Origin of the sequence: Flavobacterium ajazii (genome assembly GCF_010614725.1) — a bacterium.
Classification (GTDB): domain Bacteria; phylum Bacteroidota; class Bacteroidia; order Flavobacteriales; family Flavobacteriaceae; genus Flavobacterium; species Flavobacterium ajazii.
In genome coordinates this window covers 60,507-76,620 of sequence record NZ_JAAEHL010000008.1, presented here as the reverse complement: position 1 = coordinate 76,620, position 16,114 = coordinate 60,507, and the positions used below count along the sequence as shown (strand labels likewise).

Annotated in this window: 8 protein-coding genes; all 8 read right to left on the bottom strand. The window is 36.0% G+C overall.

Annotated features, from left to right (window positions below; all coding sequences use genetic code 11):
- Positions 1-7: 7 nt before the first annotated feature.
- The gene (locus GWR14_RS15165) at positions 8-1,261 is read right to left on the bottom strand and encodes a glycoside hydrolase family 5 protein (protein WP_223150976.1); all 1,254 of its coding nucleotides are present in this window, start codon (positions 1,259-1,261) and stop codon (positions 8-10) included.
- A gap of 182 nt (positions 1,262-1,443) precedes the next feature.
- Positions 1,444-2,943 carry a cellulase family glycosylhydrolase gene (locus tag GWR14_RS15160; protein WP_163409924.1) on the bottom strand — a complete coding sequence of 500 codons (1,500 nt, stop codon included), beginning with the start codon at positions 2,941-2,943 and terminating at the stop codon, positions 1,444-1,446.
- 73 nt (positions 2,944-3,016) lie between these two features.
- A complete protein-coding gene (locus tag GWR14_RS15155; protein WP_163409923.1) occupies positions 3,017-5,245 on the bottom strand; it encodes a glycoside hydrolase family 3 C-terminal domain-containing protein in 2,229 nt (742 codons plus the stop codon).
- Between the two features lie 39 nt (positions 5,246-5,284).
- Positions 5,285-6,841 carry a GH39 family glycosyl hydrolase gene (locus GWR14_RS15150; RefSeq protein WP_163409922.1) on the bottom strand — a complete coding sequence of 519 codons (1,557 nt, stop codon included), beginning with the start codon at positions 6,839-6,841 and terminating at the stop codon, positions 5,285-5,287.
- 283 nt (positions 6,842-7,124) lie between these two features.
- On the bottom strand, positions 7,125-9,131 hold the full coding sequence (locus GWR14_RS15145; protein ID WP_163409921.1) for a glycoside hydrolase family 97 protein: 2,007 nt from the start codon (positions 9,129-9,131) through the stop codon (positions 7,125-7,127).
- A 311-nt stretch (positions 9,132-9,442) separates the two neighbouring features.
- Complete coding sequence (locus tag GWR14_RS15140) at positions 9,443-11,842, bottom strand: glycoside hydrolase family 31 protein (protein WP_163409920.1); 2,400 nt, start codon at positions 11,840-11,842, stop codon at positions 9,443-9,445.
- A 126-nt stretch (positions 11,843-11,968) separates the two neighbouring features.
- Positions 11,969-14,443 carry a glycoside hydrolase family 2 TIM barrel-domain containing protein gene (locus GWR14_RS15135; RefSeq protein WP_163409919.1) on the bottom strand — a complete coding sequence of 825 codons (2,475 nt, stop codon included), beginning with the start codon at positions 14,441-14,443 and terminating at the stop codon, positions 11,969-11,971.
- A gap of 249 nt (positions 14,444-14,692) precedes the next feature.
- Positions 14,693-16,108, bottom strand: a complete 1,416-nt coding sequence (locus GWR14_RS15130; RefSeq protein ID WP_163409918.1) for a hypothetical protein — start codon at positions 16,106-16,108, stop codon at positions 14,693-14,695.
- Between the last annotated feature and the right edge of the window lie 6 nt (positions 16,109-16,114).

The following is a 16,114-nucleotide window of genomic DNA, read 5'->3' as shown; positions in this document are numbered from 1 at the left end:
TATAAATCTATTTTAAACCATCCATTAAAGCCGTAAGTGCTTTGGTGTCAAAAACAGTATTGTTAGTTCTGTTAATGATTCCAAATCCATTATTTGATATACTGCCTTCATCCCAATAAAATGGCACCAGACCATTGGCCTTAGCCTGTTGAACAACAAATTTTAAATAATAAGCACGTGATTCTAAATGTTTCGTCAGATTATCACCTGTTAATGACGAACGTCTAATAGCTCCAAACTCTCCTAAAATTACCGGAATTCCTTTATCTACAAACTGAGTTTTCATCAATTTAAAATCGGCTGTTACTGCTGCCTCTTCTCCCCAGGTTGCATTTCTGCCTGTATCAGTTGTAGATTTATAGCCATTTCCCCAATAGTAAAACATTTTGCCCCAGCTTTCGTCCTGAGTCAGGCCGGCAAATTGCCATGGTGCATAATAATGTACTTCTACCATCATGCGTCCCGCTAATTTATCGGTAGGTAAAGAAGTCATCAATTGGTTTGTTTTTAAAATATCTGTTCCCGGTCCCTGAATGATCAAAGTTCTGTAGGCATTTCTTCCTCCGGTAGAACGCACCGCATCAATGAAAGTCTGATGATACGATTTGAGTACAGCCATTTGTTCTGCATTTTCTACATTAGGTTCATTGGCACTTGCAAAAAGTAACAATCCGTTGAACTCCCTAAGATTTGTTGCAATCTGCTCCCAAAATGCTTTTTGTTTTTCATTGTTTTCAGCTTGTTTTGCTACAGTAACATTATTCTCCAGCCATCCGCCGTCCCAATGTACATTTACGATACAATACATTGCATTATCGTTGCAGTATTTTACCACTTCCTTAACCCTGTTCATCCAGTCTGATTTTATTTGAGCCGTAGTTGAATTGGCTAGGTATTGATTCCATGAGCACGGGATACGTACCGCATTGAAGCCTTTTGTTTTTACTAAATCTATCAATGCTTTGGTAACTTTTGGATTTCCCCAGGCAGTTTCACTTCCGGTGGCTTCCATAGTGTTACCGATATTCCATCCTATTTTAATTTTTGATGCAATTGTTTTGGCATCACTCCCCATACCTGAAGGATCTGCAGGCAATGGACTTGTATTATAATTAGGTAGTTTTGACGTTGAGACCTGAACAACTGAATTTGTATCTGCTGCGATTTTTTGCTCAGGGATATCATTACTGCAGGATAAATTTGCTAATAAAAGCAAACACAGAAAAACTGTTATTTGGCAATCCATAAATGCTTTTTTCATACTATTTAATTTTCTCTTAAACATTAAAATAATAAAAACTTAATTCAACTGGAATCTGTTATTTTTTGGTATTTTAAAATGATACTAAAAAAGGAATCTGCAGTTAATTTTATCTATCGAAAAATATTTTTTATTTTAAAATTTCAATATATAAAACCAACTGCAGATACTAAAAACATTTTTTATTTCAATCCGTCCTGCAACGCTGTTAATGCCTGAGAATCATATACGGTATTATTGCTTCTGTCAAATAAAGACATTGTATTTGTCCCTAAATTTCCAGCATCCCAGTAAAAAGGAACTAAACCGTTTGCTTTGGACTGTTTTACAACATATTTTAAAAAAGCAGCTCTAGATTTTAAATGCAATGTTAACGCATCCCCGGTTAAATCACGTCTGATTGCACCAAACTCTCCTAAAATTACCGGAATTCCTTTATCTACAAACTTCGTTTTCATTGATAAAAAAACTTCATCTACAAACGCCTCTTCTCCCCAGGTAGGATTGTGTGCAGTATCTGTAGTTGAATGATTTCCTGCTCCCCAATAGTAAAACATTTTACCCCAGTCTGCATCTTTATCCATAAGTGTAAACTGATACGGATAAAAGTGTACCTCAGCCATCATTCTGTTTGCAACTTTGTCGGTAGGCAAAGTAGTCATCAGTTTAGCTGTTTTTTCTATATCTGTAGCTGGCCCCTGAACGATCAACGTACGATAAGCGTTTTTACCCCCTGTAGAACGTACCGCATCGATAAAAGTTTGGTGATACGAATTTAACACTGCCATTTCAGTCGCATCATCTACGTGAGGTTCGTTTGCGCTAGCAAAAAGCAAATGCTCATCAAAATCACGCAGGTTAGTTGCTATTTGTTCCCAAAATGCTTTTTGTTTCGCATTGTTTGCTTCTTTTTTGGCTTCAATACAGTTTTCTTCTAGCCATCCTCCGTCCCAGTGGATGTTTACAATTACGTACATATCATTATCTGTACAATACTTTACCACTTCTTTTACTCTGGCTAACCAGGTATCAGTTATTTTTGCTGTTGTACCATTAGCATACTGATTCCAGGAGCAAGGAATTCGGATGGCGTTGAATCCATTAGCTTTAACCAGATCAATCAAGGCCTTAGTAACTTTTGGATTTCCCCAGCTTGTTTCACTTCCAGGTGTTACTTCTAATGTATTTCCGATATTCCAGCCCAGTTTCATTTTAGCAGCCAATTGCACTGCAGTACTGCTCATACCTGTTGCATCTGCCGCAATTGGATTCGTATTATAGCTCGGATACAAACTTGTTTTTCCTGTTTGAGTAACTGTTATTTTTACAGAAGCCACATCACTGGAGCTAATTGTAACATCTGCCGTTCTTGTTACAGAACTGGTATTTTCTAAAACAGAAATCGTAACTGTTGTTCTGCCCGAAACCCCTGTTCCGGGTGTAAATTTTATCCAGGTTGCATCTGATGTACTTACTGACCAGGCTGTAGTGTTTGTTGCTATAATTACATCTGCACTGTTAGCTTTGCTATCAAGGTCAACTTTATTGACATCAACGGTAAGGGTTTTTACTATTGGCTCTGTCTCTTCAGGGGCTTCCTTATCTGAACTGCAGGACCAGAAACTTATACAGAATAAACACAATATTGTGCTTAGCAAGTATCTTTTCACTATTTGTTTCATTTTAATTTGGTTGTTATAGTTAATAAAGTTGTTTTTGTTTTACACTAAATACATTTAAATCTAATGTGAGTTTTTATTTAATGGTTATTACAATTTCTTTTTGGATATCCCTAGAAGAATTCCCAAGTCTCAAAGTATATTTTCCAGGTTCCAGCACCCATTTTTTTGATTCCGTGTCATAATAGGCTAACTCATTAACCTCAAGAATAATTTTTACCGTAGTAGTCTCCCCTGTTTTAACATCCACTTTCCGGAAACCTTTTAATTCCTGTGCTGCACGGAGAACTTTTGAATCTGGTTTAGATACATACAATTGTACTACTTCTTTTCCATCCACTTTTCCAGTGTTTTTAACATCAACAGAAACTACAATTCTATCTGTTAAACTATAAGAATCTTTATCTGTTTTAGCATTATCTAAAGTAAAATTGGTGTATGACAATCCGTAACCAAAAGGATATAATGGTTCAATTTTTTTAGTATCAAACCAGCGATATCCTACCAAAATTCCTTCTTTGTATTTAACGACTTTATCACCTGGAAAGCTCTTGGTTGCATGAGCAGGTGAATCCATTAATTTTTTAGGCATTGTCCAAGGTAATTTCCCTGATGGATTTACTTTTCCTAACAATACATCTGCCAAAGCATTTCCTCCTTCGGAACCATTAAACCAGGTCCAAACCAAGGCTTTCGTTTTTTTGCTTACTGTGTCAATATCAAACGGAGCTCCGGCAACCATAACCACAATGGTATTTGGATTAACAGCTAATACTTTTTGAATTAATTCTTCCTGTCCAAATGGTAATTTTAAATCCCTGCGGTCAGAAGCTTCTGTTTCGTAATCACGATTTGAACCTGCAAAAACCACAGCTACATCTGAATTTTTAGCTGCTTCTATAGCTTCTTGTAATTTTGCCGGGTCTAACTGATCGATTGTTACCGGACCTGTTGAAGTAATGTTTCCTAAGTTCCCTTTGTTTTTTTCTTCGTAACGTTCTAAATATCCTTCTGCATAATTAATTTTAACTGATGAAGGCAATCTGTTTTTCAAACCTTCTAACGGAGTGATTTCTCTTTTGGTTTTTACCCCTGCACCAAATCCACCCAATGCATTTTTCTTGGTTGCATTGTTTCCGATTACTGCAATTGATTTTATTCCATCCACTTTTAACGGCAGGGCATTATTTTCGTTCTTTAATAATACTATTGCTTCTGCTGCAATTTTGTATGCATCCTGATAATGTACTTCTGTTGCGATACTTCCTTTTGCACGTTCTCCGCCTCCCATTGCTTTTACCTGAAACAGAGTTCGTAAAATACGTTTTACATGCAGGTTAATTTCTGTTTCTGAAACTTCTCCTGATTTAACTGCTGCAATTAATTTATCGGCTAAGAAAAATTCATTGAAAGGTTTTGGTGTTCCCATTTCGATATCTAAACCATTTTTTAAAGCTTTTCCTGTTGAATGTACTGCTGCCCAGTCTGAAACTACAATCCCTTTAAAGCCCCATTCGTCACGAAGTATTTTATTCAGCATATAATCATTCTCACACAAATATTCACCTCTGAATTTGTTGTAAGCGCCCATTATGCTATAAGCTCTGGCTTCATTAACAGACGCTTTAAAAGCAGGAAGATAGATTTCGCGTAGCGCACGTTCATCAATTTGCACATCTACAAAATCACGATTCGTCTCCTGATTATTAGCCGCATAATGTTTCACACACGCCATAACATCTTTGTCTTGTAAACCAACAATTAAAGGAACCGCAATTTTTTTATTCAAAAACGGGTCTTCAGACATATACTCATAAGTTCTTCCTCCAAGTGGTGTCCTTACTATATTGATTGCCGGTGAAAGCAGCATGTCTTTATCTCTGGCACGTAATTCTTCTCCTAAACTACTCCCAAAAATATAAGCCATATCATCATTCCAGGTTGCTGCCAAAGCACCTCCCGCAGGATAATAGGTCGCAAAATCATTAGTCCACCCGGCCGGTGACCAATTATCACGGGAAATTTCTTCACGAACTCCTAATGGACCATCAGCCATTTTTAATTCCGGTATTCCTAAACGTGCAACACCTCCCGAAGTAAACATACTATTACCGTGCAACATACCAATTTTTTCCTCAAGCGTCATTTGCGAAATTAACTTATCTATTTCGGCATCGTTATCGTTTTTCATATCTTTCCCTATGTATGTATTTTGTGCCACTTTTGATTTGTTTACCTGAGCGTTACTATCTACCAATCCAAAAATTGAAGTTGCTATAACAAAATATTTTATTGCATTTTTCATTACCTGCTTTTTTTAATTGTATATAAATCAATTATTTAATTATTGTTTTATAAAATTTAACAAAACAACATCATTCTCATTCACGTTAATTTTTTTACTAAAAGTTCCCGTAACACCTATCGTTATTTTTTCTGTTGAAATTGGCGCGCCGTTATTTTTTTCTTTTATTGAATTAACCTGCTGGCGCGTTAACTGACTTGGCTTATTCATCGCTAAATAATCCGCATAAGCGTCATTTACTTTGTAACCCACTTTATAAATTTCTAAAAGATATTTTCCTTTCTGCATTTCATCAATTTCCACTTTTACTGTTCCTTTTTCTTTTGATGGAAGGTCTTTTACGTAATACGTTTGATTCAGTTCTTTATCTCCCGGATGGGTATTCGTAAAATCCCACAATAAAACCTGCACATCGCCTTTTGTATTTTTAGTCACCCATGAAGCTTTATCTGTATTTTGCAGTTCTGTTTCTCCTAATTTGTTTAAAAAATAATACGCGAAATAAGCCGGTTTTTTAATCCCCTGTGTATTCAGTAATCCGAAACCGCCGTGAAAAGGTGTAAATCTTGGCCCCGCTTCTTCAAAAATATCCGTAAAAACCCAATACGACATTGAGTTTGCTGCATTGCCGACTTGCTTTATTTTTTGCAGAATATAGGCTGCCGAATGATAACTGTCATGAATTGGATCTGCTGGCGTATACGAGGTACTCCATTCTGTATAATGCAATTCTAAATTTGGTTTTGCCGAAGCTGCAATTTGTTTTCTTGAATTTAAAATATCGCCGCTTACGCTGAATTCATCCTGACTTAAAATCGTTCCTGAAGTCCCAAATTCATCCAAGTATCCATGTTTTACACCATAAGTATGTGTTGAAACAAAATCCATTGGCACATTGTTTTTTGCACAAAAATCAATTGTTTCAGGAACCCAAGCCGCTCCTGCTGTTGCAGGGCCGCCGACTTTATAAGCTTTGTTTACACTTTTTATTGCGCGAGCGCTATATTCATATAATTTAAAATATTCTGTCTGCGTTCCTGTCCAAAATCCCGGTGATAAATTCGGTTCGTTCCAAACTTCAAAATACCATGTTTTTACTTCTTCTGCTCCGTATCTTTCTATGAAATGCTGGGTTAAGTTTTTAATTAAATCTTCCCATTTCTTATAATCCTTCGGAGGCGTTACATTTCCTTTCCACCAAAAAATAGTTTCTTTTCCGCTCGCCAAAGCATTCGGCATAAAACCTAATTCTACAAATGGTCTCATTTTCAGACTCACAATGTAATCGAACAAAACGTCTACATATTGGTAATTGTACTCTGGATTTCCTTTTTCGTCTTCACGGTAAACTGCCATGTCATCGGTCAATAAACCATGAAAACGGATGTATTTAAAATCGCATTCTTTTTTTACCAATCTCAATTGCTGCTGCCAGTCTGCACGAAGACCTTCATTTGCTCTTCCAGCTCCAATGCATTCTTTGAACATGGTGTTTAATTTTCCTGCTTCTTTTTTATAATCCACTTTTATCGTTCGGTTTTGTGCCATCAAATGGACTGAACTAAATAAAACTGCTGCTATTAAAAGTTTTTTCATCTGGAAATGGTTTTATTTATTTTTTTGCCACAGATTAAAAGAATTCGAAAGGATTTTTTTCTTTTTTTACTCTCGCAGATTTAGCAGATCATGCAGATTTAAATCTTTTTAAACTGTGTGCATATTTTATTTACACAGAATTAGAATAAAAAATCTGCGTTATCTGCTAAATCTGCGAGAACATAAAAATCTTTTTAATCATTTTAATCTGTGACTAAATATTTTATTTTCTAACTATATGTTAGACGCACTGCAGTGCGTCTCTACAGAAAATCTTTGTGGATTATAATTTCTTGAATCTTACTGCTCCACCGCCAGCTCCTCCTAATTTCAATTGCAATTTATCCGAAGTTTTTACCGTTTTTTTCGAAATGGCCACTGCTTCCGGATTATGTGTTTGATCTGTTCCTTCTGCATCGACATAAATCTGTGCTTCGTAAGTGGCATTTGGATCTAAGAATGATAATGAAACCTCTACATTTCTTGTTTTTTCATTAGTCAAAGTTCCTAAATACCAATCAGCACTGTTTCTGTCTTTTCTTGCTGTTGTAATGTATTCACCAATTTTTCCTTCTAAGATTTTAGTGTCTTCCCAATCTGTTGGAACATCTTTTAAGAATTGTAAAGCAGGTTTTCCTTCGTAGTTTTCAGGAAGATCTGCCAACATTTGAATTGGAGAGTAAAGCGCCACATACAATGCCAATTGCTGCCCCACAGTACCCTGAATTCTTTTTCCTGGATAACCTTGTTTTACCTCAACATCAAAAATTCCAGGCGTAAAATCCATTGGACCAGAAAGTAATCTTGTAAAAGGAATAATAGTCAAATGGTTTGGCGGATTTCCTTCGCTCCAAGCGTTATATTCTTGTCCACGTGCTGCTTCTCTCGAAACCATGTTTGGGAAAGTTCTTCTTTCTCCTGTATCTTTAATTGATTCATGATATAAAACGGCTAAATCATATTGCGCTGCTTTTTCTAAAATGTATCTGAAATAGTTTACTCCAAATTGCCCGAAGTGCATTTGTTTCATATTCAGTTTAGAACCTACATGCCCAATTTTGACTGTGTGGATTCCTAGTTTTTTGTACAAAGCAAAACCTTCGTCAACTTCTTTTAAATAGTTAATTAAGTTGGAACCTGTTTCGTGGTAACCGATTAATTCAACATTGTTTTTCTTTCCGTACTCCACTACTTTTTCTAAGTCGAAATTGTCAGCACTTTTCGTGAAGCTGAACATGTGCATACGGTTTTCATACCAAGCTGGCGTCCAGCCTTTGTTCCAGCCTTCGATCAGTAAATGGTGGAAACCTTCTTTTGCAGTAAAATCAATATACTCTTCGGCGTGTTTTGTCGTTGCGCCTTGTTTGTCGCTTTCCCAGAAAGTATATTTTCCGATGTGCATTCCCCACCAAATTCCTAAATATTTGTATGGTTTGAAATAACTGTTTGTGTTTTTTAATTTGTTTGGTTCGTTTAAGTTTAAAACCAAGTAAGAAGTAATCAATTCTCCTGGATTATTTCCAATTTGAATTGTTCTCCAAGAAGATGTAAACGAATCTTTTACGCGAACTTTTACACCATCTGCCCAAGGCACAAGATCTGATTTTAATTCTGTTCCTTTATTATTAACCAAAGTCATACTGGCAAAATCTACCAGGTTTGCTTCGTGAAAACTCAAAGCCAATCCGCTTTTACTTTCGATTGTTAATGGAGTTAAAACCGTATCTAATGTACTTACTGGCGCATCTTTAAATAAATATTCATCACGATCTGGTCGGTTTGCAGGAATCCACCATGCTTTTCCGTCTTCTTTTAGGTTGAAAGTCGTTTTTTCATCCATGATGAAAATACTGTCTTTTACATTTTGTTTTGGATAAACGTATCTAAAAGCTACTCCATCGTCAAAAGCACGAAACTGAATCTGTAATTTTCTTTTGTTTCCTGTTTTTTGCTCTAAATCAACCACCAATTGATTGTAGTGATTTCTGATGTTTTTCTTTTCTCCCCAAACTTGTTCCCAAGTCTCGTCAAACGTAGAAGTCTTGGCTCCTTTTATTTCAAAATTTGAACTTAAGTCTTCGTTTCCTTTCAATACAAATCCCATATCAGACGGAGAAATCACTTCTGTCTTTCCGTGAGAAACTGCGTATTTTGGAGCATTTTTTACCAGCTCAAATTTGATTTTATTTTGTCCGTTTGGCGATGCCAGTTCGTAAGCGTTTTTTGTTTTTTGACTGTAGCCAACTGCTATTGAAAACAGTACGGCTGGAAGAATTAGATAGTTTTTCATGTTTTTGGAATTATATTTTTTTAGCTACAGATTTAAAGGATTAAATGAATTTTAAAACTGTGGCTATATTTTTTAAACACATAGAATCATAGCTCTTTGGAAACTTAAAAAAGGCGTTTCACTTGTTTAAATTCACATAGCTTTTCTATGTGTTAGAAACTAGTTTCTTTTTGCTTTCTTTATTCACAAACAAAGACTATGTTTCTATGTGTTTAAATATTTTTTTTCACGCAGATTCAACAGATTTAAGCAGATTTTTAATCCTCAATTTTTAATCCTTTTAATCTGTGCAATCTTTGGCAAACTATTTTTTATTTTGCCCACTCAGTTTTAAAAGTGGTTTTTCCGTTTAATGGATTTGCAGCTACTTCAAAACTGTTTCCGTTTTTGTTCACTTTTATTTCTTGAACTGCATCGCCTTCTGGTAAAAATACTTTGGCTGCTGCCGAAGTGGTTTTGTCGCTTACAAATACTTTTAAAGTCAATTTGCTCCAATCCATATCTTTTGTAGACTGTGCTAAACCGATATGTGGAATCGCTGTTCCGTCTTTTACTAAAACTACAATTGGCACTTCACCCGCTTTGATTTTATGCCACCCAGATTGGTACACTTTTTTTGTTTGATAATCGATCCAGGTTCCTTCCGGAAGGTAAACGTCTCTTTCTTCTACTTCTTCAAAAAGCGGTGCTACCAACATACTTGATCCAAATAAATATTCGTTATCAACCAACCAAGCTCCCGGATCATTTGGATATTCTACAAAAAGAGCGCGCATCATTGGCAGTCCTTTTTGAGAACTTTCTTTTGCCTGAGCGTAGATATATGGCATTAATTCGTAACGCATATTATCAGCTTTTCTAAATCCTTCTAAAAATTCTTTGCTGTACAACCAAGGTTCGCGAGGCGGTTCTCCGTGGCTTCTTACGTGTGAAGTAAACATTCCGAAAGGCGCCCATCTTCTGTATAAATTCTCAGGTGATTTTGTTGCAAAACCTCCAACGTCATGACTCCAGAAACTGAATCCGCTTAGACCTAAAGAAAGTCCGCCGCGTAATTCTGCCGACATTGCTCCGTTTGAAGTTTCGGCATCTCCTCCCCAATGTAACGGATAACGCTGCGATCCTGCCCAGGTACTTCTTGCCCAGATTAAAGTATAACCTTTTTCTTTCTGAGTGATTTCTGCAACCGCTTTATTGTAACGTAATGGGTATAAATTATGCTCATAGAAACCCGTTCTTCCCGAATGGTAAATTCCGTCTGGCGGTGCTGCTTCTCCAAAATCTACTTTGAAAACTGCAACTCCTTCATCAAATAACTTTTTCAATTTTCCTTGGTACCAAGAAATTGTTTCAGGATTTGAGAAATCTAAAACCGCATCTTCGTAAGGAAGATTTCCTTTTCTGTCTCTTACGGCTAAGTTTTTATCCATAATTTCAGGGAACAAAGTATTCTTTGGTGTGAAATAAGGCAACTGCCATAAACAAACTTGAAATCCGTCTTTCTTTAAATCAGCCATCATTTTTGTAGCGTCAGGGAAACGAGACTTTGCAAACTCATAGTTGTTTCTCCAATCTACATCAAACCAGCCTGTATCAAAGTGAATTACGTCTGTTGGGATTTTGTATTTACGCAAATCTCTCGCAACATCTCTTCCTTCTTTTTCTGAGAAATACGTAATACGGCTCATCCAGAAACCGAAAGACCAAAGTGGCGGCATAGCAGCTTTTCCTGTCAGATTCGTGTACTGATCTAAAATTTCTTTTGGCTCTCCGATAAAGAAAAACAAATCGGCTTCATCATCTCCAATGTACATTTCGTTGGCACTTGAAAAGTATTTTCCAAAATCAACCGTAATTGGTGTTGAATGGTGCATGAAAACTCCATAACCACGGCTACTCATGTAAAACGGAATTGGTTTGTACATGGTTTCGTTTTGGATTCCGTTTGCATCATCTGTCCATAAAACTACTTTTGAACCGCGTTTGTTGAATTGTGTAAATGATTCACCGCAACCAAATATTTTTTCGTCTGGTTCTAAACTGAAAGCCGCGCCCATACTTCTTGAATAATCGCTGTTTCTGCGAACATAAGAAAACGGAAGCGTTGGGGTATAGGTATTTTTAAAATCGGTATCGTGAAGTGTGCTTGTCAGCATTTTTCCTTTTTCATCGTAAATTTTAACATGCCAAGGTTTTGTCAAAATCTCCACTTTTCCGTGTTTGCTTGTATAGCTGTGACCGCCTTCGATTTTAGCATATTTCCATAATTCCGGATGATTTGGTGCAACGCCATCAACCAACATTAAAGATGCTGCCTGAGGATGAAACTGAGGACCAGAGGTCGTTTTGATACGAACTGTTCTATCCGATACAAACTGAATTTCGAATGGCAGAACAGGAGATTCTGCGTATTCTGTCGTTGGAAATTCGTTTGCTTTTTCCACATCCGGTTTCATCATCATGTTGTTGAAAGCCTGACGCGTTTTATAATTGTATCGCAGGTATTTGATTGTTCCTTTTCCTGTTGCAGGATCAAAAGAAGCCAATTCGTCTGCAAAATAAAAAGTGTTCAGATAGTTCTGAAAATCTTTACTGATATCGATTGGTGCGTTCAGCACATCTGCATTTTGAATTTGTGCAGTCGCTTTTGGCACAGCTAGAAATCCCAAAACAAAAGCAGAAACTAATGCGGTTAATTGTGAGTTTTTCATGGGTTAGTTTTTATTTTTTTGCCACAGATTAAAAGGATTCGAAAGGATTTTTTTTCTTTTTTTTCTCTCGCAGATTTAAATCTTTTTAATCCTTTTAATCTGTGGCTATATTTAAAATTTCAAAAATTATTCAGCTGTAATTACAATTGTCGATTGTTTCAATCCGTTTGATTTTGCGGTTAATTCCAATCTTCCAGATTTATCTCCAGATTGTACAACGACCAAACATTTTCCAGCCAAAGCCGTATGTTTATTTCCTTTGTACGATTCATGACTAACTGGATCTCCGCTACAAACACCTACGATTTTTCCGTTTCCTTTTAAAGAGAAATTAATTTCGTTATTCGCATTGGGTACTAACGTTCCTTTCTCGTCTAAAATATTAACGGTAATAAATGACAAATCATTTTTATCAGCTTTGATGGTACTTCTATCAGCGGTTAATTTCAATTGCGAAGGATCTCCAGCCGTTTTGATTTCTTTTTCTAAAACCACTTTTCCATCTTTACGAGAAACTGCTTTTAGAGTTCCTGCTTCAAAAGGAATTCTCCACATGACGTGTAAATCATCTCCTTTTTTACTTCTTTTTCCAACCGATTTTCCGTTTACGAAAAGCTCTACCTCATCGGCTTTATTATAGTAAGCCCAAACGTCAACCGTTTGTCCAACTTTCCAATTCCAATGTGGGAAAATATGAAGAACGGTTTTATCTGTCCATTCGCTTTGGTACATATAATACACATCTTTCGGGAAACCGGCTAAATCGACAATTCCGAAATATGAACTTACCGATGGCCATTCGTATGGAGTTGGTTCTCCGATGTAATCGAAACCTGTCCAAACGTACATTCCAGCTAAGAAATCGTGTTTTTTAATGATTTTCCAAGTCGCCTCATGCGTAGATCCCCAAGGTGTCTGTACCTGATCGTAAGCTGAAACTGTATTTCCAGGATTTCCTCCTTCAAATTTTTTATCCCAACTAACCGGCCATTTTTTGATGGTGTCTGAAACCGCGTCATAATAACCTCTAGTTTGCAAACCTGAAGTTGTTTCGGTTGCTATGAAAGGGGTTTTCGGGAAGTTTTGCAAATGATGTTCAAAAGTCTGATGCGCATAATTGTATCCGATTAAATCTAAAACTCCAGATCCGGCAAGTGGATTAATTGAAACATTCTTTTTCTCAAATTGCAAAGTCACATCATCAATATTCATATTTACTGGCGGATTCATTCCTGCAGTAATTGGTCTAGTTTTATCATATTCACGAGTAATCGCCACTAATTCTTTTGCAATTTCGATACCTGTTTCATTGCATTGTTCCGGAATTTCATTTCCAATGCTCCACATAAAAATACTAGTATGATTTCGGTCGCGAAGCAATTGATCGATTAGATCTTGTTTATGCCATTTATCCCAATCATTTGCATAATCATATTTCGTTTTGTTTTGTTTCCACATATCAAAAGCTTCATCCATGACAATGAAACCCATTTTATCACAAAGATCCAAAAGTTCAGGGGCAGGCGGATTATGAGAAGTTCGGATTCCGTTTACTCCCATTTCTTTCATAATCTCTAACTGGCGTTCGATGGCACGAGTATTTATTGCAGACCCCAAAGGACCTAAATCATGGTGCATGCAAACTCCTTTTATTTTGACTTGTTTTCCATTCAAAATAAAACCTTTGTTCAAATCAAATTTAAAATCTCTGATTCCAAAAGTGGTTTTGTATTGGTCAATGATTTTATCGTCAAGCGAAATTTCGGTAACTGCTGTGTACAATTCAGGTTTTTCGTCTGACCATAAAATTGGATTTTCAACTTCTGCCGATTGATTCAGAGTTTGGTTTTCGTCGGCGTTAATCGTTATATCTTGAGTAACCGATGTTACTTTGGTATCATCTTTAAAAATAGTTGTCGTTACTTTTGCTTTTTTACCTTCTTTGTATTGATTTTTAATTGTTGTTTCAATACTTACAGAAGCTTTTTCTGCAGTAACTTTTGGAGTTGTAATATATGTTCCCCATTGTCCTACATGAAGTTTATCGGTTGTTTCAAGCCAGACATTTCTAAAAATTCCTGAACCCGAATACCAGCGTGAATTGGGTTGTTTTGAATTGTCAACCTTAACAATTATTTCGTTGTTTTTGTCTCCGTAATTTAAATATGGAGAAATTTCATATTGAAAACCAATATATCCGTTTGGACGTTTTCCTAAATAATGCCCGTTTACCCAGACTTCGCTGTTTTTGTAAACACCGTCAAAAGTGATTGAAGTTATTTTTGTGCTGTCTTCTGCAGCAACTTTAAATGTTTTTTTGTACCAGCCTAAACCTCCGTCAAGTGATCCTCCGCCATAACCTGCAGAACTTTTTTCATTAAATTTTCCTTCGATACTCCAATCGTGAGGAACGTCTAAAGTTCTCCATTTTGTGGATGCTCCGATGGTATCTTTATCGACGATACTATCGTTAAGATGAAAGCTCCAGTCTGAATTAAAAGAGACTTTTCTGTTTTCAAAATCAGTATTTTTTTTATTGCAGCTAAAAACTACAAAAAGTCCCAAAATTGGCAATGTCTTTAAAAAATTCAAATGTTTCATCTTTTGTTTTGATTAGTTCAAAAATAAATTTACCGATAATTATTTCAACTAATTACTGGGCATGTAAATTATCATTTTTCATATAATTATTATTGTACTTTTTAATCTTAACCTGATTTGATTTTGTCAAAAAAGTAAAAAATAATAAGACATCCCTAAACACTTTCTTTCAAAAAAATAGTACTAAGATTGTATTTAGAGATGACTTAATTATTAAAAAAGTGGTTTTAATTCAAAATCCTAAGATTACTAATTAGTTAACACAAAGTGGAAAACCATATATTCACTCTTGTTTGGATCTCTTTTACCAAACCAAATATCGGTAACTACATTTCCTGTTTTTGCAGTTTTAACAATTTTCCATTGATTCTTATCGGTTGTGGAAACTGTTGCCCATGAGCTGCCTATTGGAAATGAAGGAGAAATACCGTTAAATGTAATAATGTTAGTACCGTCTGTACTAGTAGAATAAGTACCTGATTTTTCAACACCATTGCTATCTACAGTTTTTATATTACCATTGTCTGAGAAACTTATTTTGTTTTTAACAACTGTAGCCTGATCACCCGAAACATATCCTGGCCATCCTGCGGCTTCATAATCAGCAACTGAATTCCAATTATTTAGAAATGTACCATTCAAATCTGTCCAGTTAAAAGGGGTATCTTTGCTTAAGGCCCAGGTTTTAGTTGTTGTCGTTGTCGTTGATAACAAATCATCCACAGTACCTCCGTTGAGATCAATTGCAGGATTTGGATCTACAACAACTGCCGGTACCCAATTATCACTATATTCTTTTGATATAAAATTATAAACCAATGTTGCTGCTCCATCACAACTTCCTTTTCTTAAAACACCAACCTGTAATGTATTTTCAGTTAAAGACATGATCTTCATAGAATACCAATTGTCTACACAATTTTCATATTCATTAGTGTGCAAAATAGTCGCATTTGATGTTGTCAATGTTTTTGCGGTAGCATCTAAAAAGTAAGATCCTGATTCCTGACCATAACCTGGCATCATTTTATGATCTGTCGTTAAAAATGGACCATTTTTCAAACTAAATGTCATGCTTCCGTAATCGCCCTGAGCAGCAACCCAGGTATTTCCTTTCCATTCTGGATTCCAATTCCAGCAATCTGCACCATAACAGCCATTATCCCCTCCTTCTAGCCATCCGTTGCTAGTACCGTAAAAATACATAGGTCCCATAAAATATTTCGAAACACCATTGGCATCTAAATCCAAAAGCCAAGTTTTAGAATTTCCAACACCACCGGAAAGTAAATTCCAAAGAGGGTCGTCTACATAGTTTAGGTTGTCTTGTGTAACTGTAACTGTAACAGGGTCTAATTCAACAATTCCCCCACCTGTAACTGCTGTGATTTTAATGGTATAATTTCCTTTAAAAGCATATTTGACAGTTTCTGTAGCTTTATTTGATTTTCCTGTAACATAATCCCAGGTTAGTACAACTCCTGGGGTTTTATTAGTTAATATTACAGTATTTCCTCCCGGATCTACAGCAAAATCTTGTTTAATATCATAATGAATATCCGCTTTATCAGTCACAGCATCTAACGAATAAGTGTCTGGTGAACAAGATGACAGTAGAAGTACTAATGTCAAAAATGTTGTAATTACTATTTTAATATTTTTCATTTTCTT

What these genes read in the sequence shown, in the direction of transcription:
- GWR14_RS15165 (WP_223150976.1), bottom strand. Translation starts at nt 1,261, where the DNA reads ATGAAAAAAGCATTTATGGATTGCCAAATAACAGTTTTTCTGTGTTTG.
- GWR14_RS15160 (WP_163409924.1), bottom strand. Translation starts at nt 2,943, where the DNA reads ATGAAACAAATAGTGAAAAGATACTTGCTAAGCACAATATTGTGTTTA.
- GWR14_RS15155 (WP_163409923.1), bottom strand. Translation starts at nt 5,245, where the DNA reads ATGAAAAATGCAATAAAATATTTTGTTATAGCAACTTCAATTTTTGGA.
- GWR14_RS15150 (WP_163409922.1), bottom strand. Translation starts at nt 6,841, where the DNA reads ATGAAAAAACTTTTAATAGCAGCAGTTTTATTTAGTTCAGTCCATTTG.
- GWR14_RS15145 (WP_163409921.1), bottom strand. Translation starts at nt 9,131, where the DNA reads ATGAAAAACTATCTAATTCTTCCAGCCGTACTGTTTTCAATAGCAGTT.
- GWR14_RS15140 (WP_163409920.1), bottom strand. Translation starts at nt 11,842, where the DNA reads ATGAAAAACTCACAATTAACCGCATTAGTTTCTGCTTTTGTTTTGGGA.
- GWR14_RS15135 (WP_163409919.1), bottom strand. Translation starts at nt 14,443, where the DNA reads ATGAAACATTTGAATTTTTTAAAGACATTGCCAATTTTGGGACTTTTT.
- GWR14_RS15130 (WP_163409918.1), bottom strand. Translation starts at nt 16,108, where the DNA reads ATGAAAAATATTAAAATAGTAATTACAACATTTTTGACATTAGTACTT.